20 protein-coding genes and 1 pseudogene are annotated in these 20,974 nt (G+C 60.6%); 12 read left to right on the top strand and 9 right to left on the bottom strand.

What is annotated here, in order from left to right; genetic code table 11:
* Positions 1-50: 50 nt before the first annotated feature.
* From KGA89_RS13350 to KGA89_RS13330, 5 genes are all read right to left on the bottom strand, one after another.
* Positions 51-881, bottom strand: coding sequence for an amidohydrolase family protein (locus KGA89_RS13350; RefSeq protein WP_223471796.1), 831 nt, complete (start codon positions 879-881; stop codon positions 51-53).
* 28 nt (positions 882-909) lie between these two features.
* Positions 910-2,199, bottom strand: a complete 1,290-nt coding sequence (locus tag KGA89_RS13345) for an MFS transporter (RefSeq protein ID WP_003201208.1) — start codon at positions 2,197-2,199, stop codon at positions 910-912.
* A gap of 122 nt (positions 2,200-2,321) precedes the next feature.
* The gene (locus tag KGA89_RS13340) at positions 2,322-3,053 is read right to left on the bottom strand and encodes a GntR family transcriptional regulator (protein WP_223471795.1); all 732 of its coding nucleotides are present in this window, start codon (positions 3,051-3,053) and stop codon (positions 2,322-2,324) included.
* Between the two features lie 89 nt (positions 3,054-3,142).
* The gene (locus KGA89_RS13335; RefSeq protein WP_223471794.1) at positions 3,143-4,501 is read right to left on the bottom strand and encodes an ATP-binding protein; all 1,359 of its coding nucleotides are present in this window, start codon (positions 4,499-4,501) and stop codon (positions 3,143-3,145) included.
* Positions 4,498-5,157 (bottom strand): response regulator transcription factor, encoded by a 660-nt coding sequence (locus KGA89_RS13330; protein WP_003201201.1) that lies wholly within the window; start codon positions 5,155-5,157, stop codon positions 4,498-4,500. Before KGA89_RS13330 ends, KGA89_RS13335 begins: the two co-directional genes overlap by 4 nt.
* Positions 5,158-5,288: 131 nt before the next feature.
* On the opposite strand from KGA89_RS13330, the gene KGA89_RS13325 reads away from it, so the two are divergent.
* The 4 genes from KGA89_RS13325 to KGA89_RS13310 all read left to right on the top strand — a co-directional run bounded on the left by KGA89_RS13325 (position 5,289) and on the right by KGA89_RS13310 (position 9,317).
* The gene (locus KGA89_RS13325) at positions 5,289-5,612 is read left to right on the top strand and encodes a PepSY domain-containing protein (protein WP_013693168.1); all 324 of its coding nucleotides are present in this window, start codon (positions 5,289-5,291) and stop codon (positions 5,610-5,612) included.
* Positions 5,613-5,698: 86 nt separating this feature from the next.
* Positions 5,699-6,169 (top strand): DUF2271 domain-containing protein, encoded by a 471-nt coding sequence (locus tag KGA89_RS13320; RefSeq protein WP_003201197.1) that lies wholly within the window; start codon positions 5,699-5,701, stop codon positions 6,167-6,169.
* 24 nt (positions 6,170-6,193) lie between these two features.
* Entirely contained in the window at positions 6,194-8,374 is a 2,181-nt protein-coding gene (locus tag KGA89_RS13315; protein ID WP_027912280.1) for a PepSY domain-containing protein, read from the top strand.
* On the top strand, positions 8,358-9,317 hold the full coding sequence (locus KGA89_RS13310) for an FAD:protein FMN transferase (protein WP_223471793.1): 960 nt from the start codon (positions 8,358-8,360) through the stop codon (positions 9,315-9,317). The genes KGA89_RS13315 and KGA89_RS13310 overlap by 17 nt, the downstream gene beginning before the upstream one ends.
* Positions 9,318-9,388: 71 nt before the next feature.
* On the opposite strand, the gene KGA89_RS13305 is transcribed toward KGA89_RS13310, so the two are convergent.
* Complete coding sequence (locus KGA89_RS13305; protein ID WP_223471792.1) at positions 9,389-10,378, bottom strand: MBL fold metallo-hydrolase; 990 nt, start codon at positions 10,376-10,378, stop codon at positions 9,389-9,391.
* 275 nt (positions 10,379-10,653) lie between these two features.
* Here KGA89_RS13305 and KGA89_RS13300 point away from each other — a divergent pair, with 275 nt between their 5' ends.
* On the top strand, positions 10,654-11,076 hold the full coding sequence (locus KGA89_RS13300; protein ID WP_223471791.1) for a helix-turn-helix domain-containing protein: 423 nt from the start codon (positions 10,654-10,656) through the stop codon (positions 11,074-11,076).
* Between the two features lie 42 nt (positions 11,077-11,118).
* Entirely contained in the window at positions 11,119-12,462 is a 1,344-nt protein-coding gene (locus tag KGA89_RS13295; protein ID WP_223471790.1) for an OprD family porin, read from the top strand.
* Positions 12,463-12,505: 43 nt separating this feature from the next.
* Here KGA89_RS13295 and KGA89_RS13290 read toward each other — a convergent pair whose 3' ends face one another.
* A complete protein-coding gene (locus KGA89_RS13290) occupies positions 12,506-13,447 on the bottom strand; it encodes a LysR substrate-binding domain-containing protein (protein ID WP_223471789.1) in 942 nt (313 codons plus the stop codon).
* Positions 13,448-13,540: 93 nt separating this feature from the next.
* Here KGA89_RS13290 and KGA89_RS13285 point away from each other — a divergent pair, with 93 nt between their 5' ends.
* From KGA89_RS13285 to fnr, 5 genes and pseudogenes are all read left to right on the top strand, one after another.
* On the top strand, positions 13,541-14,512 hold the full coding sequence (locus tag KGA89_RS13285) for a DMT family transporter (RefSeq protein WP_223471788.1): 972 nt from the start codon (positions 13,541-13,543) through the stop codon (positions 14,510-14,512).
* A gap of 124 nt (positions 14,513-14,636) precedes the next feature.
* Entirely contained in the window at positions 14,637-16,076 is a 1,440-nt protein-coding gene (locus KGA89_RS13280; protein WP_223471787.1) for a hypothetical protein, read from the top strand.
* Between the two features lie 40 nt (positions 16,077-16,116).
* Positions 16,117-16,659, top strand: a complete 543-nt coding sequence (locus KGA89_RS13275; RefSeq protein ID WP_317846361.1) for a hypothetical protein — start codon at positions 16,117-16,119, stop codon at positions 16,657-16,659.
* Positions 16,660-16,776: 117 nt separating this feature from the next.
* Positions 16,777-17,151 (top strand): annotated as a pseudogene (locus tag KGA89_RS13270) (cell division protein FtsH); the annotation flags it as partial.
* A 225-nt stretch (positions 17,152-17,376) separates the two neighbouring features.
* Positions 17,377-18,129 (top strand): fumarate/nitrate reduction transcriptional regulator Fnr, encoded by a 753-nt coding sequence (fnr, locus tag KGA89_RS13265; RefSeq protein WP_223471785.1) that lies wholly within the window; start codon positions 17,377-17,379, stop codon positions 18,127-18,129.
* 172 nt (positions 18,130-18,301) lie between these two features.
* Here fnr and KGA89_RS13260 read toward each other — a convergent pair whose 3' ends face one another.
* Positions 18,302-19,195, bottom strand: coding sequence for a universal stress protein (locus KGA89_RS13260; protein ID WP_003201166.1), 894 nt, complete (start codon positions 19,193-19,195; stop codon positions 18,302-18,304).
* A gap of 246 nt (positions 19,196-19,441) precedes the next feature.
* On the opposite strand from KGA89_RS13260, the gene KGA89_RS13255 reads away from it, so the two are divergent.
* A complete protein-coding gene (locus tag KGA89_RS13255; protein ID WP_223471784.1) occupies positions 19,442-20,005 on the top strand; it encodes a GNAT family N-acetyltransferase in 564 nt (187 codons plus the stop codon).
* 51 nt (positions 20,006-20,056) lie between these two features.
* Here KGA89_RS13255 and KGA89_RS13250 read toward each other — a convergent pair whose 3' ends face one another.
* Positions 20,057-20,968 (bottom strand): universal stress protein, encoded by a 912-nt coding sequence (locus KGA89_RS13250; RefSeq protein ID WP_223471783.1) that lies wholly within the window; start codon positions 20,966-20,968, stop codon positions 20,057-20,059.
* Between the last annotated feature and the right edge of the window lie 6 nt (positions 20,969-20,974).

The following is a 20,974-nucleotide window of genomic DNA, read 5'->3' as shown; positions in this document are numbered from 1 at the left end:
CCTATTCATCGGGCGAGTTCAGGAAAACTCAACGTCACAAGCCTCGTGCCTCAAAACTTGAACAGTACCTGGGGTGCCTGGACCATTAACGCCCGCATAAGTGGCCCCGAACATTCCAATGCGCACAACTGCTCCATCACCGTTTCGAAACCGACATGTTCTTCATGCTGCGTGTGCGGCCAGTCGCTGCCCCATACCAGGCGCTCGGGGCCAAAGCTGTGTTCCAGCAATGTCAACGAGGCTCGGGCGAATTCAAGATTCCGCGGCGCCGTTGCGCCCAATCGATAGATGCCAGACACCTTGATCCACACCTGCCCGCCCTGCCCCAGTTCCATCAATTGGGCAAAGCCAGGTTGGTCCAGCCCCAAACGCGCATCCGGACGGCCGAAGTGATCGACCACCAGTTTGATGCCCAATGGCAACAGCTGTCCCATCAATCCCGGCAAGTCCACCAGGTCGGCATGCAACTCGACATGCCAATCCAGCTCTGCGATGTGGTCCAGAAAGCCTTTCCAGGTGGGGTCGCGAAAATCAGGTAGAGCTTGGCCCATCAGGTTCAAGCGAACACCGACCACGCCCAACCGGGCCATGTCGTCCAGCTCGGATCGACTGACGTCTCGCGCCACTACCACGACCCCACGCAATTGCTCTGGCGCTTGCCGTAGCGCGGCCAGCAAGTAGCGGTTATCCGTGCCGAGAAAACTTGGCTGCACCAACACGCCATGGCTCAAGCCGTGAGCGTGCAGATGGCCCAGGTACTGGGCGAGCGTGGAGTCATAGTCAGGTGTGTAGCGCCGGACAGCCGCCAGTTCCAGTTCGCTGCTGAATACGTGGGCGTGACAGTCAATGCCGGTGATCGGCGTAGTGCGGGTATCAACCATGGGTTTCATCTATCGAAAATAAGGGAAATCAGGCTCGGGCGCCCTGGCCGTCACTCTCCACCGCAGGCACCGATGCAGCAGTGGCTTCCAGGCTGCGACCGCGGGTTTCCGGCAGGCAAAGCGCCGCGATCACCGCCACGCCGTAGGCAATCCCGGCGTCGATGCCAATGGCCGAGCCCAAGGACATGGAGTCGCTCATGTGACCGACCAGGAACGGGAACACCGCCGAGAGCACCCGGCCGAAGTTGTAGCAGAACCCCACGCCGGCGCCGCGGACATCCGCCGGGTACAACTCGTTGAAAAACGCCCCGAGGCTCGCCGGAATACCTGCCGCGAAGAAGCCGAGCGGGAAGCCCAGGAACAGCATCTGGGTGTTGCTCAACGGCAGGAACACATAACACTGCACGGTCACCACGCAGCACAGCGCGAACAGCACGATGTTCTTGCGACGCCCGATGCGATCGATCAACAGGCCACTGACCACGCAGCCGCACCAGAAGGCGAAGATGATCACCGCCAGGTAGCCGCCGGAGTTGAGCACCGACAGGTTGCGCTCGGTCTTGAGGAAGGTTGGCAGCCACGTCATCACCGCGTGGTAACCGCCGTGCGCCCCCAGCCCCAACAGCCCGCCAAACAAGGTCACGCGGATCAGCTCAGGACGAAAGATACCGCTCAGGGATTTGAAGAAACTTTGCGGGATGACGTTGGCTTTTTGCAGGCGCTGGAAACTGTCGGGTTCTTCAACGTTGCGCCGTACCCAGATGATCAGGAACGACGGCAGGAGTCCCACGATGAACATCACCCGCCAGGCCATGTCTTGCGGCACAAGGGAGTAGATCAGCGTGAAGACACCGACCGCCAGCCCCCAACCCACCGCCCAGGCGCTTTGTACCGTGCCCATGACCTTGCCGCGGTACTTGGGGTTGATGGTCTCGGCCATCAATACCGCACCGGCGGCCCATTCACCGCCGATGCCGAAGCCCTGCAGCGCCTTGACGATCAACAACGAGTGGAAGCCGGTAACGAACGCCGACAGGAAGGTAAAGAACGAAAACCACAGGATCATCCATTGCAGCGTGCGCACCCGTCCGTAACGGTCCGACAGCGTCCCGCCAACCCAACCGCCAATGGCCGAAGTGACCAAGGTCACGCCGCTGACCAGCCCGGCATCGCCCTTGGTCAGGGCGAACGCGGCGATCAACGCCGGTATCGCCAGGCCGAACATCTGTACTTCCAGCGCGTCGAGCGACCATCCGCCGAAACAGGCCCAAAACGTTTTGCGCTCCCGCGCAGTGACTTGGCGATACCAGCTGAACATGATTCTTATCCTTGTAAGTGGAACGAAAGGCAGCCGAGAGCGAACCGCGCCGCTACAGGGCCAGTCAGGGCAAACAAAACGATAAGGGCTGCGGCGACCGACTCGCCGCTAACCCGGTAGGGTCAGCGGATTTCCACGCTGTAGCGGAAGTGCTCGGCATGCCCGCGCGAGCGTCGCCACTCCAGGGGATTGCCGGCGTAGTCCCGCGCCAGACGCTCGATCACCACCACCGGACTGTTGACCGGCACCTGCAGCAGCCGCGCGTACACCTCATTCACCGATTCAGCGGTGAGGGTTTCTTCGGCAGAGGCGACCACCTGGCCGCAGGTTTCTTCATAGATGGGATAAAGCAGCGGTCCCTTTTGACTCAGGTCGATCTCGAGCAAGGGTTGGAAACGGTCGCGGGGCAGCCAGATTTCTTCGGCGAGCACCGGCGCCACATCCAGCAGACGCACCCGCACGATGCGAATCACCGACGCATCCGCCGGCAACCCCAGCGCCTGGGCCACCGCCGAAGGCGCGGCCACCGGCTCCACGGACAGGATCCGGCTCTCGGGAACCCGGCGTTCGCCTGAAGCGCTTTGAAAGCGGAAAAACCGGAACAGCGACGACTGGAATTGCGGCCGGCGAATGAAGGTGCCGCGCCCCTGCTGGCGCTCCAGGACGCCCTCGCTGACCAGCGCATCGATGGCCTTGCGCACCGTGCCGGTAGACAACTGGTATTCGGCCGAGAGTACCGCTTCAGTAGGAATCGCCTCCCCCGGACGCCAACGGTTATTGGCGATCTGTTCAGCCAATTGGTCGCGTAAACGTTGATACAGCGGCAGGCGGACATCACTGGAGAGAGATTTCATTGACCTTATTCACCTTATTATCTAGTCATATATATGAATGTGCACGAGAGTATTTGCTCAAGGTCGATTGCTTGTCAAGAATGCGCAGGTTAGCTGGCTGACGAATGGCCGGCGGCAACAGTGGCAAGCGGTAGCCGGACCTGCACCTCGAACCCCTCCTGTCGGTCTTTTGCCGGGGACAACAATTCGATTCGTCCATTGATCCCCTGCACAATCGTCTTGACGATCGCCAAGCCCAATCCCGACCCACTGGTTTCGCTCTGGCCGCGCACGAAACGTTCGGTCAGGTTCTGCAGGACGGCCACCGGCACCACCGGTCCGGCATTGATCACCCGCAGCAGTGCCTGGTCCGTGAGGGTGACTTCGATGGGTTGATCCATCGCACCGTACTTCAATGCGTTTTCGATCAGATTGCGCAACAGGATGCCGAAGGCGTCCGGGTCGACGGTCGAATACACATGGGCCTGGGCAGGAAGTTGCAGCGCGATCTGGCGGCTGCTGTTGTGCCGCCACTCATCCACCACGTGAGCCAACAATGGGACCAGGTCCTGGGGCGTTTGCGAGAGCAGTCCGCCCCCTTCAGCCTTGGCCAGTTGCATGAGTTTTTCCGATAACCGGGCCAATTCGCGCAAAGCGCTTTCGATTTTTTTCGCACGTAAACGCAACGGACCTTCAGGGGCCTCCTGGTACAGCCGCTGGACTTGCGCCAATGTCGCGGCCAAGGGTGTACGCAGCTCATGTGCGCTGTTGGCGGTGAAGCTGCGTTCGGCCTCCAGGGCCTTGCGCAAGCGCTCCAGCAGGCGGTTGACCGCATCCGCCAAGGGGTTGATTTCTGCCGGCAGGCGCGACACCTTGATCGGCGACAGATCACCCACGCCGCGGGCCTCTACGGCGTGACGATAGGCCAGCACGCTGCCCAGGCTCATGCGCACCAATAGCCAGGTCCCCAACAGGCTGATGGGGATCAGCGCCAATAATGGCCACAACAAGGCAAACAAGGCTTCTCGTGCGGCCCCACGACGATGGCGCAGCGGCTCGGCGACTTCGATGAATACCGTCTCGCGCAGCGCACTGGCGCCATACAGACGGTACTTTCCAGTCGTGGAGAAACCTTCAATCGGATGTTTGCTGAATACCTTCGGGTTGGCATCGTGGGACTGCATCAGGACCTTGCCCTCGGCATCGCGCACCAGATAACTCAAGTACTCCTTGTGCATCTTCAAAGTGGCAACCTGCTGCGCCTCGCCCGGGGTTTCCCGGTTGCTGATTTCCAGCACGGCCAGGGGCAGGATGCGTTGGGCGGTCTCTTCCAGTGCGCTGTCAAAGGCCTCGTTCAACTCATGTCGTATCCCGCGCCAGGTGCCGACTGTCGCCACCAGCCAGAGCAACGTCATGCCCAGTGTCAGGCCCAGGCCCAGACGTTTTTGCAGGCTGAAGGTCGTCTTCATGCCGACACCATCCGGTAACCCATGCCCCGCACGGTCTCGATCAGGTCGCGCCCGAGTTTCTTGCGCAATCGACTGATATAGACCTCGATCGTGTTGCTTTCGATTTCGGCACCGAAGGCGTACAGCCGATCTTCGAGTTGCCCCTTGGACAGCAGCGCGCCGGGACGCTGGATGAATGCCTCCAACAGCGCCCATTCCCGGGCCGTGAGTTCCACGGCCACGCCGGCCCGCTGCAACGTACGGGCCGTCATATCGACGTGCAGCTCACCAAGCCTGATCTGGGGATTGGGGTTGCCGCTGTAACGACGGGCCACCGCAGCCACACGGGCCGACAGTTCAAACAGATCGAAGGGTTTGACCAGGTAATCGTCGGCACCGGCATTGAGGCCGGCGATTCGATCAGAGATCTGGTCCTGGGCCGTCAGGATGATCACCGCAGTCGCGTCACCTGCGCTGCGCCGCTGACGCAGGAAGTCCAGCCCTCGACCGTCCGGCAACATCAAGTCAAGCAGGATCAGGTCATAAGCGGTGGTGCTCACGCTGCTGCGTGCTTGGGCAAGGTTCTGCACCCAATCAACGGCATGGCCGTCATCGGCGATCTGCTCGCGCACCGCATCCCCCAACCGTGGCGAGTCCTCAACCAATAAAACCCGCATCGGGCAGCTCCTGTAATCGTGGTTTGCCGCACCTTAGCGGCCTTACCTGACGTGAATCTGAAGATTCAGCTGGCTGTCAGGAATGCACCGTAGGGTATGCCCACAACGAAGCCCCCGGCAGGAGACAGATCATGAAATCAGGTTTTATCGCCAGCACTGCGCTGATAAGTGTGCTGGCCAACGGTTACGCCTTGGCCGATGACGACTGCGGCGAACCGGTCAACGACTGGCAGCCACGGGAAACCCTGCGCCTGCAGGTGGAACAGCGGTACGGCTGGAAGGTGCAGCGCATCAAGGTCGACGACGGCTGCTACAAGCTCAAGGGCCTGGACCGCCAGGGCAATGTCATCGAGGCCCGCTACGCACCGGCGTCGCTGCACTTGCGCAAGCTCGAGATCTACTTCCGGGACGATGACGATGCCAGCGCTTACCTCGCCCCTGCCCCCGCACCGTGACATTTCGACGCGTTGATCCTGCCGTTCAGGTTGCTGTCAGCAAGCAGGTCCAGGCTCTCGCCCCAACGATCAAAAGGACAACCTCCATGAAAAAAATCATCGCTGCAACCTGCCTCGCCGGCGCCATCATCCTGCCGGGGCTGGCTCAGGCCCGTGAAGTAACCCTCACCACCCAGCTCAAGCGCTACAGCGGCAACGACGCGTACCTGGCGATCTACGTCACCGACGCCAGCGGCCAGTACCAGAAAACCCTCTGGGTGGCCGGCAAAAAGGCCAAGTACTACAAGCACCTGGCCGACTGGGCCCGTGGAAGCAAGCTGAACCCCAGCGAGTACGACGGCGTCAGCGGCGCCAGCGTTGGCAGCGGCGACACCCTCAAAGTCAGCGTCGAGCTGGCAGACACCCTGATCGATGCCGGGTATCAGATCCGTATCGATAGCGCCGTCGAGGATAAGCGTGATGCCCGCGCCGACGTCAGCGTGCCATTGACCCGCGAAGGCGCAGGCAAGCCGGCGGCCGGTAATACCTACGTCGAATCCTTTACTTACGATTTGTAGCACCTACCTGTTCGGAGGCCGAACATGCTTCGCCAGCTCCACTCCCTGCCCGGTCTGATCGCCGCCCTGTTGGTCATGCTCTTGGCCATCAGCGGCGCGACATTGTCTGTCGATCCGGCCCTTGAACGCCTGAACAACACGTCCACTGCGGCCGGGCAAGTCAATGTCGGCCAGTTGGCCGGACGCGTTGCCAGTCACTTTCCGGGCGTGGAGCAGATCCAGCGCACAGCGTCCGGGACCGTCATTGTCTACTTCAATCAGGACGGCCGGGTCGGGGCCGAAAAGGTCGACCCACTGACCGGGCGAGGCCTGGCCCCCTACGAACCCTCCGCTTTCTCACGCTGGATGAAAGACCTGCACCGCTCGCTGTTTCTTGACACGCCGGGCCACGGGGTGTCAGGCGTCGGCGCGCTGTTCATGCTGATGCTGTCGGTGTCCGGGGCGCTGTTGCTGGTCCGGCGGGTCGGCGGCTGGCGCAACCTGCTGCGGCCATTGCGGGGCGACTTCAGCCAGCGCTGGCACGCTGAGGTCGGTCGCTTAGCGTTGCTTGGGCTGCTGTTATCGGCACTGAGCGGGCTCTACATGTGCGCCACGACCTTCGACTTCATCGCCGATGGCAGTCAGAGCGAGCCTGCATTCCCCGACCACATCAGCGCAGGCTCGGCCTCGCCCGTGGCGAGCCTGCAAGCTTTGCAGGCCACCGATCTGACTGACCTGCGCGAGCTCGTCTATCCCAGCCCGAATAATCCGCAAGACGTGTTTTCCCTGCGCACGGCCCAGGGTGACGGCTACGTGGACCCGGTCAGCGGTGCCCTGTTGTCCTATCAAGCTCACGACTCGATGCGCAACGTCTACGAGTTGATCTATCAGTTGCACACCGGTGAAGGGCTCTGGTGGCTGGGCCTGTTGCTGGGCCTCTGTGCCCTCGGCGTGCCCGTGATGAGCATCACCGGCATCCTGATCTGGTGGCGTCGCCGCCAGGCCGGGCCGAATATCCGCCATAACAGCGCTGCGCAATCCGCCGACACCGTGATCCTGGTCGGCAGCGAAACCAACAGCACCTGGGGCTTTGCCAACACCTTGCATGAAGCCTTGCATCAAGCCGGCCACCGCGTTCACAGCGCGGCAATGAATCAATACGCCAACGACTACGGCAACGCTCAACGCGTGTTGATCCTCACCGCGACCCACGGTGACGGCAATGCCCCGGCCTCGGCGTCGCAGTTCCTGGCACGGCTGGCCGAAGCCGGCCTGAAACCTGACCAGCCGTTTGCCGTGCTGGGTTTTGGCGACCGGCAGTTTGCGCAGTTCTGTCAGTTTGCCCATCAGGTACAGGAAGCCTTGTTGCAGGCCGGTGGCACGCCTTTGATTGGCCTGGAAACCATCAACCGCCAATCCTCCCAGGAGTTCGCTCGGTGGGGCCACGCCGTGGGTGAAGTGCTGGGGCATGACTTGACGCTGATCCACACCCCGCAGCCGCCCCGCACCGATCAACTGATCCTGGTCGAACGCATTGCCTATGGTGAACAGGTAGGCGCGCCCACCCACGTGCTGCGTTTCAAAGCCCCAGGGAAGTTACCGGCCTTTGAAGCCGGTGATCTGGTCGGCATCCTGCCCCCTGGCAACCCCCTCCCGCGGTTCTACTCGCTGGCCAGCAGTTCACAGGACGGCGTGCTGGAGATCTGCGTACGCAAACACAAAGGAGGTCTGTGCTCGTCATTCCTTCACAGCCTGGAGATCGGGGCGACCATCGACGCCTTTATCCAACCGAATCCACAATTTCGTCCCGCGTCGGGCGCTCATCCGGTGATCCTGATCGGTGCCGGTACCGGCATCGGCCCGCTGACCGGTTTTATCCGCAACAACAAGGCCCACCACCCCATGCACTTGTATTGGGGCGGGCGCAACCCGACCTCGGATTTCCTCTACGAAGCCGAGCTTAACCATTACTTGGCGGACCAGCGTCTCACCGCATTGCACGCAGCCTTTTCCCAGGTCATGGACCGTTCCTACGTGCAGGACCGGCTGATCAGCGACGCCCTGATGTTGCGTCGGCTGATCGAAAAAGGTGCCCAGGTACTGGTTTGCGGCGGTCGCGAGATGGCCAAGGGGGTGATGCTGGCCCTGGACGAAGTACTGGCACCGCTGAACCTGAATGTGCGGACCCTCAAGGCACAAGGACGCTATCGTGAAGACGTCTACTGAATTGCAACGCTACAGCCTGAGCGGCGAAACCATGGGCACGCGCTATACCGCCCTGTTCTATGCCGAAACCGAACTCGACACCCGCCCGATCAGTCGCAGCCTGGCGCACGCCGTGGGCCGGGTGGACCAGCAAATGTCGACCTGGAAAGCCGATTCGGACCTCAATCGCCTCAACAACGCACCGTTGCAGGAATGGATAGCGCTGCCCGAGGAACTGACCACGGTATTGTCTGCGGCGCTGCGCGTCAGCCGGCAATCGGGCGGCGCCTTCGATATCGCCGTTGGTGATCTGGTGGACGCCTGGGGCTTCGGTCCCGGCGAGCTGTCCGTCACCGAACCGGTGCCTGCGCCAACTCGACGCTCGACCAGTGCAGCGCTGGTCGTTGATTCACAACGCAACCTGGTGCGCAAACAGGCACCGCTTAACCTCAACTTGAACGGCATTGCCAAAGGTTTTGGTGTCGATGAGCTGGCCCGCTGCCTGGACAGGTTTGGCATCGCGCGCTACCTGGTAGGCATCGACGGCGAGATGCGCGCCCGCGGCAGCAAACCTGATGGGCAGCCCTGGGTCGTGGCCCTGGAAAAACCCCGCCGGGGCGTGCGTGAGGTCATGGGCGTGATGGAACTCAGCGACGCCGCCATCGCCACCTCCGGGGATTATCGACACTGGGTCGACGTCTGTGGGCAATCCTTCGCCCACACAATGAACCCGGCCACCGGCGCCCCACTGTGCAACGCACTCGCAGCCGTCACGGTGGTGTCGACTTCATGCATGCTCGCCGACGCCTGGGCCACAGCGCTGATGGTGCTGGGTGAAACCCAAGGCCCCCGCCTGGCACAAGAACGCGGGATGGACGCATTGTTCGTCGTGCGCGACGGTTTGCAGCTCAAGGAAATATCCATAGTCGGCGGACAGTTGCAGCCTCAGGTTCAAACGCGCTGACGCCGACGCCCGGGTGTCGAGGTCTCCGGCCGTGAGGCAACACCTGTTCTAACGGCGCGAGCGATTGGATTTCACTCGATCATCGGCACCTTGGCTGCCCGTTGATAAGGCCCGTACTCGACCGGTACCCACTGGAAGTGCCCGCCCACTGCACTGATATGCCCTATCCCCGGAAACGGCAAATGCGCCGCTGTCACCCAGGTCCTGGTAGTGGCCGAGGAATTGAACACCTTGGCCCGGCTCTTGATTGCCTGTTGATTGTCGACATCAAAACGAATCGACACTTCAGGATGCTCGAACTGCACCGCCAGGTTATGCACCAGGTCCCCCATGAACAGGATGCTCTGGCCTTGGGAGGTAAACCGGTACGTGGTACTGCCGGGCGTATGCCCTGGCTCCAGCTCGGCGTCGACATCGGGCAGCGGCGACTGACCGCTGGCGAAGGTCTTGAAGCGGCCGGCTGCCACATAAGGGGCGGTGGAATCCTGAGCGATCTTGAAGAATTCCCGGGCACCGGCCGGCGCCTTCGCCAGTGCCTGGGGATCGAGCCAGTAATCGGCTTCTGCCTTCGCGGCATAGACTGTAGCGTTGGCAAACAGCGGTTGCTGCTTGTCGTCGACCAGCCCGCACACGTGATCCAGGTGCAAATGAGTGAGCAAGATGGCATCGACCTGCTCCGGGCGATAACCGGCGGCCTGCATGTTCGCCGAGAGCATTCCAGCCGTGGCGCCGATACATTGGCCGGCACCGGTGTCCACCAGGATCAGTTGCTTACCGGTATTGACCGGAAAAGCGTTGAACGCGGTCTGCACCCCCGGCGTTTCAATCGAGCGACGGGCGAGCAAGGCGCGGATCTGGCTTTGGCTCAGGCCTTCGAGCAGCTTGGGCGACAGATCGTTGTAGCCATCGAACAGCGCCGTCACTTCGTAGTCGCCCACCGCCAAGCGGTAGTAACCGGGTACTTGAGTGCCCTGCAGCGGCGCCTGGGCCAGGGCGCCCAGCGATGTCAGCGCCAATGCCAGGCCCGCCCCGCGCAGTGTGCACGCCAGAGAATGCTTCATACCTTCACCTTGATCGAGTCAGAAGAACGGCCACTCATACACCAGCCGGAGAAGGTCATCATGCACTCGTCTCACCCCGCAGAACTTGCAGGCATGTGCTGAGTGAGTACTGCGTCCGGTGCTGCACCTGAACGCAATTAACAACGTTTAACTCGCACGCTCGCGCCTCACGCCCAAGAATGAAGCCCTCTGCCCAGACCTGTTTTCTCAAGCGGGAAGCTGGCCGTCCACCGTACGGTGCGCCCGGCATTTCCCACTGACACGGAGTTTTTGTCATGGCTCGTGCATCACACACCACCGTCAGGGCGGCCATCAAGCCAACGCGCAAAGCCGGCACCGGGGGCCTGTCTCCCTGGCGCGAAAGCCTGGTCAAGAAAGTGATTCTCGACGGCCTTAGCGACACGCTGGAAATCACCGAACTGGCCAAGGCCTGCGCCCTGTCCCGCAGTCATTTTTCCCGAGCATTCAAATGCAGCACCGGCCAGTCCCCTCAAGCCTGGATCCGTAGCCAGCGCATCGCCCGGGCCAAGCAACTGATCCGGGAGACCGACTTGACCCTGACGCAAATCAGCCTGGAATACGGGTTCTGCGACCAGGCGCACTTTTGTCACATCTTCACCCACAGCGAAGGCATCAATCCGTTTGCCTGGCGGTGTCGGGAACTGCGCGCTCAGCCGTACACACCTGGCTGCGCGTAGTACCGCCCTCTTCGCCCGCCCAATTTCACATGGAAATGAAGCATGTTGCCTGCACAACACCACTCAACCGTCGCCCTGAAACCGCTCTGGCTGCTTGCCCTGCTCACCGGCAGCGCCGCACCGGCGATGGCAGCGCAGCTCGCGCAAAGCACGCCTGGCTTTCTCGACGGCGCGACGCTGGAAGTCCTCAGCCGCAACTTCTACCTCAACAATGACTATCGCACCCCGACCCCGGCCGGCAAAAGCTACAAACAGGAATGGGCCCAGGGCTTCATCGCCTCGTTCGAGTCCGGCTTCACCCCCGGCACGATCGGCGTAGGCATCGATGCCCACGCGTTCCTGGGGTTGAAACTGGACGGCGGCAAGGGGCATTCCGGAACGGGATTGTTGCCGCTGGATGAGAACGGACGAAGCGAGGACCACTACTCCAGTGCGGGTGGCGCGCTGAAATTCAACACCTCACGCACCACCCTGGCGGTCGGCGAAATGACTGTGCAGAGCCCGGTATTCGACACCGCAGACAAGCGCCTGCAACCCGAATACGCCAGCGGCCTGCTGCTCTCCAGCCGCGAGGTCGAAGGGGTCGATCTGCAGGCGGGCCACTTCAGTGCGTTCAAGAATCAGGACGCCTCGACCAGCAAGGGTGACTTTTCCGGGTATGGGGCGACGACGCGCAACGGCGCCATCGACTTGATCGGCGCCGACCTGTTCACCGGCCAAGCCCTGGGCGGCGCGCTCTACGCCTCCGAACTGAGCGACACCTGGCGCCAGTACTATGCCAACCTGCACGCCACCCTTGGCGAACTGTTCCTTGACGGCAACCTGTATCACACCCGCGACTATGGCAAGGCCAACGCCGGGGCCATCGACACCACGGCTTATAGCCTGAGTGGCAAATACCGGCTCAATGCCCAGGCGTTCACCCTGGCCTATCAGAAAATCAACGGCGACACGCCCTTCGATTTCGTCGGCGGCGACTCCATCTACCTGGCCAACTCGATCAAATATGCCGACTTCAACGGCCCGGGTGAGCGCTCATGGCAAGCGCGCTACGACCTTGACCTGGGCACCTTGGGCGTCCCCGGCCTGAGCTTCATGGCCCGCTATGTGACTGGACGCGGGATAGACGGTAGCCATGCCCCCCAAGGCGGCGCCTACAACCTGTTCGATAGCGACACTGGCACTTACAGTCCGCAACAAGGCGCTGGCGGACGCCATTGGGAGCGCGACCTGGACCTGCATTACATCGTGCAGTCAGGCCCGGCCAAGGACCTGTCGCTGCAACTGTCCCATGTCACCCATCGCGCCAATAGCAGCCAGGGCGGCGATGACATCGACCGGCTGTATATCGTCATCCAGTACCCCCTCAAGCTGGGGCCGTTCTGACCCTGCAACAATGGATACCAATACTTTATCCGTCATGGCAGCTTCAACGGTTTAACCGCGACGGACCGAAGCCGGCCTGACGATCACTTCCCAATTCACCTTCAAGCCAGTCGAGCAGCGCGCTTACCTCAACCCGACCTTCCCCGCCCGGCCGGCTGAATACCGATATCGCATCAGGCAAAGGGACACTTTCTGCGCAAGGCCTCACCAACGCACCGCTCTCAAGCAGCCCTTGGGCGGTGCGCCGCCACCCTAATGCGATGCCATGCCCCTCGACCGCCGCCTGGAGCATCAAGGGGTAGCTATCGAACACCGAGCCCTCGGAAGCGTTGTCGAACGGCTGTCCAAACGCCTGGAACCAGGCACCCCACTGCATCCAATGAGGCGGCGTAGCGTGATAGTGCAAAAGGGTGTGGGACTTCAGGTCACGGACTTGCAACGCTTTGTGGGTACGCAGGTAATGAGGACTGCATACGGGAAACACTTCATCAGCGGCAGTAAACATCAAGCCATGGACGCCGCTGGGCCGTCCCGTGCTTTGCAGGGCCACGTCAAAATGCTCATTGAACTCAGTCAGCGGCCCGGTGGATGTGGCCACCTGGATCTCGATTTCCGGGTATCGCTGGTGGAACGTCGAGAGCCGCGGCATCAACCAATAGAACGCTTCGCATAATTGGCACAGCAAAACGACTCGGTTTTTACCTGGCGATTGACGAAGGCTGACAGCACTGGCACTGATACTTTGCAACGCGTTACTCACCACACGGCCCAACTCACGTCCTTGGGGGGTCAGGAAGACGGCGCGGTTACGACGGCAGAAAAGCTTCAGCCCCAAGTCCTCTTCGAGCCCACGGATCTGCCGACTGATCGCCGCTTGGGTGATGTGCAGTTCCTCGGCGGCCTTGGAAAAACTCTCCAGGCGCGCAGCCGCTTCGAAGGGCAACAAGCTGGCAAGCGGCGGCAATGATTTTCCAAGGGTATTCATAATCAGAGGTAATGCATCCAGGGCCGAGAACTCGTTTGTAGCATAGCTGCGACGCTGTGCAACATGAGTTCAATACCTTAAGGATATGCATGAATGCCCAATGCCTACTCGAACACCCTCGCCGGCGTGAGCCTTGCCATCATCGCGACGCTGGGCTGGGCGTTGAATTTCGTTGCGCCTTACGTCGTCGGTGCCTACACGATCCACGATCTGATGATCATACGGTTCCTGATCGCCGGGGCGCTGGGTGTGGCTGTCGTGGTGGGCTATCGAACCCAGCTCCGGCGTATGCGTCGCAGCCAACTGCTACTTGGCGCCAGCCTGGGGGTCATCGGGTATCTCGGCTACAGCAGTTGCATTGCCGCAGGCGTCATGTTTGCCGGGCCGGTACTGACCCCGGCGTTTATTGGCATGGTGCCGATCCTGCAGGCACTGCTCGGCAACGCCACCCACAAAACCCTCCCATGGCGAAGGCTGGCGATACCGCTGGTTTTTTTAACGGGAGGGCTATTGCTGTCGAACATCAGCAGTATCCAGCAGCCCCTGAGCGACGACGGTTCATGGTTGACGGGCGTGTTTTTCTCGATCGGTGCGGTGCTCTTGTGGATCGTATTCAGTTGGTTGAACCAGGGCGCCTTGGTCAACCTGTCGGCCAGCGCTTCGGGGGCCTGGACCGGCCTCATGATGGTCGGCGCAGGGATCGGCACCTTGTGCTTGTTACCAGCAGCGCAAGCGTTTGATCTTCTCAAGCTGCCAAGCCTGGGTTTCGGTGTTTCCCTGGCGGGACACCTGTATGCCTGGGGTCTTGTGATTGCGCTGATGTCGTCAGTCATCGGGGCCTGGGCGTGGAACGCGGCGTCCCGTCGCCTTCCCATGGTGCTTTCCGGGCAGTTGATATCCCTGGAATCACTATTTGCCACACTACTGGGCCTGTTGTTTCATCAGCGGCTGCCAACGCTTCTAGAAGCGTCCGGCCTTGCTGGCGTGCTGGTGGGGGTGGGGATGGCAGTTCGTATCATTCTGACGTCCACTGTCCCTGATAGAAAAGTCCCATGCCTTGACTGAAATGCTTTTTTCGACGCCGGTAAAGGCTGGGCCGGCTGGGGTTCTGAAACTTCTCCTCGGTAGTGTTTCGGCCTACGCCCCCTGCTACCATGCCACGCTTCGCAGTCGATTAAAGTGCACTCGCATGGATGCCACGCTTCACCGTTCCAGCTGTTCGTCAGCGCTCATCACTGCGCTGCTTCTTTCCGGATGCCAGGCGACCGCACCTGCACCCGTCAGCCAAGCCACCCCTGGCGTGGACTTGGAAGGACTCACTGTCTTCAACCAAGCCTTGGCCGAGCCCCCTTTGCCAAACTCCATCATTCGCGATGGAGATCGGGTGACCTATATGGTGGTGTCACCCGCGGCTCAGGCCTTGGGCTTCATGGCGCGATTCGATGCCAATTGCGTTCGCCCTCAAGCGCAGATGGCTTACAAGGTCAATGGAGGGATGAAGAGATTCTCTATCGACCCACGAGGAAAGACCGAAGAGTCTTGGCAGCTGCCTGCCCAACAAATGCCCCAGTACCTGCAAAGTGCGCAGCTCAAACAAGTGTGTGCCCAGACGGCACCGCCGGACTGGCGAATGTTGACAACGCCGGAACGGGGGGATTGGCAGTTGTTGGACCGTGCCAGCCTGAAGGCACAACGCGATGAGGTGACTTTTTGGAGCGCTCGCGTATTACCCTCTGAGGCAAGGGTGCCCAGAGCCGACCTCCTCTATGGACAAATACAGCAACGGTGGCTCGCTAACTGCTCATTGCAGCAACTCACCGAATTGAGTTCCTTTTACATTGATAAAGAGCACCGCGTGCTCGGTGGACGCCTGAACACGGAACCAGAAGCCATCGCTTTAAAAAGCCTGCCGATGGAAGAGCGGCCACTGTTTGAGGCGGCCTGTGGCAGCCCGAAATCCCAGGACCGATATAAACCCTATGAAAGGCGTATCCAATCCTCATTCGAGTTACCTGCGCCAACACCTGCCGCTCCTGTCTTGAAATCCATCGAAGCGTTGAATATGCCTGAACCGCAGAAAAGCATTCAGCATCTGCGTGTGGTACGCCAGGATTCGACGACAAAACAGGAAGTTTATGACTACACCTATCTCCCGGGCGAAACGGGAAAACACTTGACTCGACGATCCAAAGACGAGCGAGGACAGCGGGTGGTCGTCAGTTTCCGTGACTTGATCGACCTTGCACATAGTGAGTTTCGACGCAGCAACGATGGATTCAGCTTTCGGGAAAACACTCTCAACACCCTTAAATTCGAGGGCGACTGGGCAAACATGCCAGTAGGCACCAGTCTGCGGTACTCGACGGAACGACCGCCTTACTATTCCGGCGCGAGAAACCGCCGCCCCGTCGTAAAACAATTCAGCTGTGAAATGCAATCGCAGAAACCAGCCAGTGCCTATCATCCAGCTTTAATCGGAAATGCCAAGGAGCTCAGTTGCAAGCGCATTGATTACGCCAGCGAAGAAATCACCGTCCATGCTTACCTGGAGATATACGGGATGTTTGTAGCGACGGAATTCAGAGGGCCGAGATCGCATGTTAGATGGACGATAGAGGCAGTCGAATAGCATGGGGATCTTTGATCGTTTATTCGGTGGACGTTTTAGCATGCCAGCGCCCGATGAAACCGACCTCAGCACTGCTGCGATCATGAAAGAGCTTCGGCCTTGCCAGAATCAGGAGCAGGAACAGGCCCTTAAAACTTTCGCCCAGACGCTGTTGGCACGGGTTCCGGAAAAAGAGAACGCCAGGCTAGTCAAGCGCATCATGCGTAAATTCGCCGTGGGATTCGAAGCCTCCAGCGCCCTGTCGGAGGGATTGCTTGAGGATGCAAGGGGACAAAAACTCGAGTATCTCGTGCTGTTGAGTGTCGATTGGAAAGGCTACGACGGGTTTGAGTACCTAGCGCCCTATCTAACCAAGGCCAACGGCATAAATGAGCCCTACACCTACGAGCATGGCGGCGGCGCATCGATGACGCAGGTGCTTGACGACTTTGATAGATGGCTGCTCCGGTTCGGTAGGCGATACCTACACCTGGATACAGGGGATGACGATTACTGCGGGTTTATCGTTGACGCCGAACGGGTAGAGGAAATGATCAACCTGGCTCAACGTGCAGACATTGAAGTCAGCCTTGGTCATTTCTGAATCGGGCAAAACGAAGTCGTGTGCAACTGGCGCCTGCTCGGACATTATCTCGGCCTGCTCAACCTTCCTGTGGGCCTCATCCGCCCTGAGCCTTGCCGTAAGCACAGCAGGAAAAAACGTCTAACAACTGGCTCGAGTGTCAAGGTCGAGCTGGCTCACGCCACGGATATCGCCCGGCAGTTGATCACCCTCTTTGGCATGAGCACAGCGCTTGGCCTGGCGGTGCTGGAACGCAAAAGTGCGAGCTACCTGGGCGAGCGCATGGAAATCGGTGACAAGGACTATTCGGAACAAACCGCCAGGGAAGTCGACCTGGCTATTCGCGCCTTGCTCGCTGAAGCCTATCAACGCGCCAGGACACTGCTGGAAAGCCATCGGGAAGAGCTGGACACCGGGGCCCATCTGCTGGTGGAAAAGGAAACCCTGACGCCTGAAGAGTTTGCCCCGCTACTGCCGCATAAACACACTGCGCTGGCTTTGCGACTGGTTTGAGGGCGCCTGGCCGTTGATCGATCTGTCACGACGCGAACGAGTCCAACGCCTCCTGTACACACACGACGCAATAGCGTCATCTGCAAACCCCATAGTGAAGGTTAGCACCTCCATCCTTTGTACCCGTTCTGCACCTATCGACAGCCGGAAGCACTTTAGGCCGACAAAAAACAAGCACAGCTGAATTGTTCTTCTATGCTTGCACCAAATAAAGGAAATTTCCCCATGAGCGAGCTTGAACCGCGACTTCTGCAGGTGCATGCGCTCAAGACCGCTTGTTCGAACTGCAGCGTGCTCGAACTGTGCCTGCCCATTGGCCTGACGGGCGGTGAAGTCGAGCGCCTCGACACCCTGATCGCCCAGCGGGTGAAGGTCAAGAAAGGCACGGCGCTGTATCGCACCGGCGACCCACTGCGCTCGTTGTATGCCGTGAGGTTGGGCTTCTTCAAGACCAGCGTCCTTTCGGTAGACGGTCGCGAACAGGTCACTGGGTTCCAGATGCAAGGCGAAATGCTTGGCCTGGACGCTATCAGTACCGATCACTACGCCTGCAATGCCATTGCCCTGGAAGACAGCGAAGTCTGCCCGCTGACTTTCAACCTCCTGGAAAAACTGGCCCACGATTTACCGTCGTTGCAGCACAACCTGAACAAACTCCTGAGCCAGGAAATCGTGCGCGACCACAGCATGCTGTTGATGCTCGGCAACATGAACGCCGACGAACGCCTGGCGGCGTTCCTATTGAACCTGTCCCAGCGGCTTAACATGCGCGGTTATTCCTCCAGGGAATTCGTGCTGCGCATGAGCCGCGAAGCCATCGGCTCCTACCTGGGCCTGCGCCTGGAAACCATCTGCCGGGGCATCGCCCACCTGCGCCAGGAGGAACTGGTGGACATACATGGGCGCAATGTCACCATTCTGGACTTGCCCGGCCTCAAGCAAAAAGTCGCCGGTTGCCATCGTCATGCGGAACTGTGATGCATCGTTGAAGCTGCCGGCCCCTTCGCGAGCAAGCTCGCTCCCACATGGGGTCGTGGTGAGCACAAGTCCGGCGACCACAGAAAATCCCCTGTAACGAGTCTGCAACCTGCCCTCCCTCAGCCCAGGCAAACCAAGCCCCCGGAGCGCCGGCCTCACAACGTGGCCGTACTCATCCCTTGACCGCCAGCACACTGCCCGGCACCGAATACAAGGCGCGTTCTGTCGTGCTGCCAATCAAACGTTCAAGACCGGCGCGGTGCACAGTGCCCATCACCACCACGTCGGCCTCGAATTCGTCGATGAACTCACGGATGACCGGCACCGGCAGGCCAACGACAAAGTGCCGACGTTCCGCTGGTACGCCACAGCGCTCGGCCAGGCTGATAAACGCCGCATGCAGCGATTCGCGCAGGGCGTCGGCAAAGTCGTCATCCCAGGCACCGGCCAGCAACGAGGTTTCGCCATTGAAGGCCGGCGACAGGTCGCAGGCATACAGCAGATTCAACGAGGCGTCACATTGCCGGGCCAGCGCGTCGGCAGTCTGGACGATGTGCTCGTTCAAGGCATTGGCCTCGGGGTCCGAGGGGTCCACCGCCGCCACGACCCGGCGCGGCAAGCCGTGTACCGCCTGGTTGACCAGATGCACCGGCACCGGACAGTCGCGCAACAAATGACAGTCAAGGGGCGTGGCGAACACGCGCTTGAGCAAAGGTTCGAGGGTGACGTCCTTGATCAACAGGTCAGGTTGGAACTGCTCGACATAGCGCAGGATGTCCAGCAACGGATGGAGCGTCCACACCACGTGAGTCGTCACATCCAGGCCTTCCTCCTTGAGCAGCTCCGCCTCTTCTACCATCCAGCGACGGTAGTGGTGCAAATAGCGCTGCACACTCGCTTCGTCGGTTTTTTCACCCCACAAGTGGGTACGCGCCGGCGGCTGGACGAAAGCGCACAAATGCAGCGCCGCGCCGCTGGCCCGGGCCAGGGCACAGGCCCTGCGCATCGCTGCGGAGGGGTGCAGATCCGGTTCGACGATCAATAGCAGACGCTGGTATTGCCCCATCGCACACCTCCATCGGGCAGATCGACTCAGGCCCGAAACCTTGCACCGGCCTTTTCCGGCGCGATCTTCAGCGTGCGCCCATCAAGGCCCCGGACGGTTTGATCTGAATCAAAGGCAGGGCAATCGATGGACGGATACGCGGGCACTGATCCAGATCAGAATCGATCGCCGTGGCGGGCGTAGAACAGTACCGAATGCGTAGCTATTTATCGCACCGCACGTGCACATCCGAGGGAGGATCGCACCATGCTTACTGTCAAAGACCACAACGAACGCGCCGCTGCCCTGTATGCCAGCATCAGTGGCAAACACTGGATCCAGGCACTCAAGGACGGCCGGCATGTCTTGATCCGCCCGCTCAGGGAGCAGGACCGCCAGCGCGAATACGACTTCATCATGCGCCTGTCACCGGAGTCCCGGCACATGCGCTTCCTGGCGCAGATCAATGAGCCAGGCGCGGCGCTGCTCGATCAATTGATGGATGTCGACTGCAAGACGCACATGGCCTACATCGCCCTGGTCCATGACAACGGCGAGTTGATCGAGATCGGGGTCAGCCGCTATTGCGCGACCCAGGAACACGAATGCGAGTGCGCAGTGACGGTCGCCGACCCTTGGCAACACCTGGGGCTGGGGACGTTATTGATGGAACACCTGATCGACACCGCGCGTAAAAATGGCTACCGCCAGATGTACTCCGTGGACGCGGCCAGCAATGCCCCAATGCGAGAGCTTGCCCACAGCCTGGGTTTTGAAACCCACAGCGATCCCGATGACACCCGGCAGGTTATCCACCGGCTCTACCTTTAGCTCCGGACGCCGCGCGAGGCCTTGGTATGGCCTCGCGCAGCGTTGCTCCAATCACACTTGCGGCTTGATCGCCAACACGCTACAAGGCGCCCGTTGCAGCAGCAGCTCGGCGGTGGTGCCCAGGCGCTTGTCCAGGCCATGATGTGCCGTGGTACCCATGACGATGACATCGATCTGGTGATCGCTGGCGAACGTGCAAATGCTGTTCAGCGGCGCCCCTTCGATGAAGTGGCGCTGCTGCGGTACGACCCCATGCCGCTCGGCCAGGGACTCGAACACCTCATGCTGTGCCTGGCCCAACGCTTCATAGAGCCCGGTGGCCAGGGGCAGCGCACCAATGCCCATGTCCGAGGCGTAGACCGCCGTCCAATCGAAGGCGTGCAGCAACTCGACCTGGGCGTTGCATTGCTCGGCCAGTTTGACCGCGGCGTCGACGATCCGGTCGTTGAACACCAGGTCCTGCTCCTCGCTGCGCAGCACATCGACGATCGCCAGGACCCGCCGAGGCCGCGGGTTACGCGAATCCGTGACCAGATGCACTGGCACCGGGCAGTCACGCAACAAGCGCCAGTCCAGAGGCGTGAAAAACACCCGCTTCATCGCCGGTTCCGGCTGCGCGTCCTTGATGATCAACGCCATCGGCATCTCCGTGACGTATTGCTGCAAGGCTTGGAAGGCATCCTTGCTCCAAACCACCTCACAGGTCACCTCGACGCCGTGCCGGCGCGCCAGTTCGACCTGTTGCCACAACCAATGCCGATGGGTTTCCAGATAGCCCTCACGCGCTTGCTTGACCTGCTCCGGGGCGAACAGACCGGCCACCGAGAGCAACTCCAGGTAGTCGAACGCCACGATGTGCAGGGGCAGGTCCAGCGCCAGGGCCAACTCGGTGGCGCGGTCGAACGCCGGCGTACGGATCATGGCGTCAGGCGCCACTAGCAATAAACGTTGAGTCTGGGACATGGAACA

It is taken from the genome of Pseudomonas sp. A-RE-22, from assembly GCF_019956035.1.
GTDB classification, from domain to species: Bacteria; Pseudomonadota; Gammaproteobacteria; order Pseudomonadales; family Pseudomonadaceae; genus Aquipseudomonas; species Aquipseudomonas brassicacearum.
Note: the sequence above shows the minus strand (reverse complement) of the source record. Positions and strands in the feature narration are given on the sequence as shown.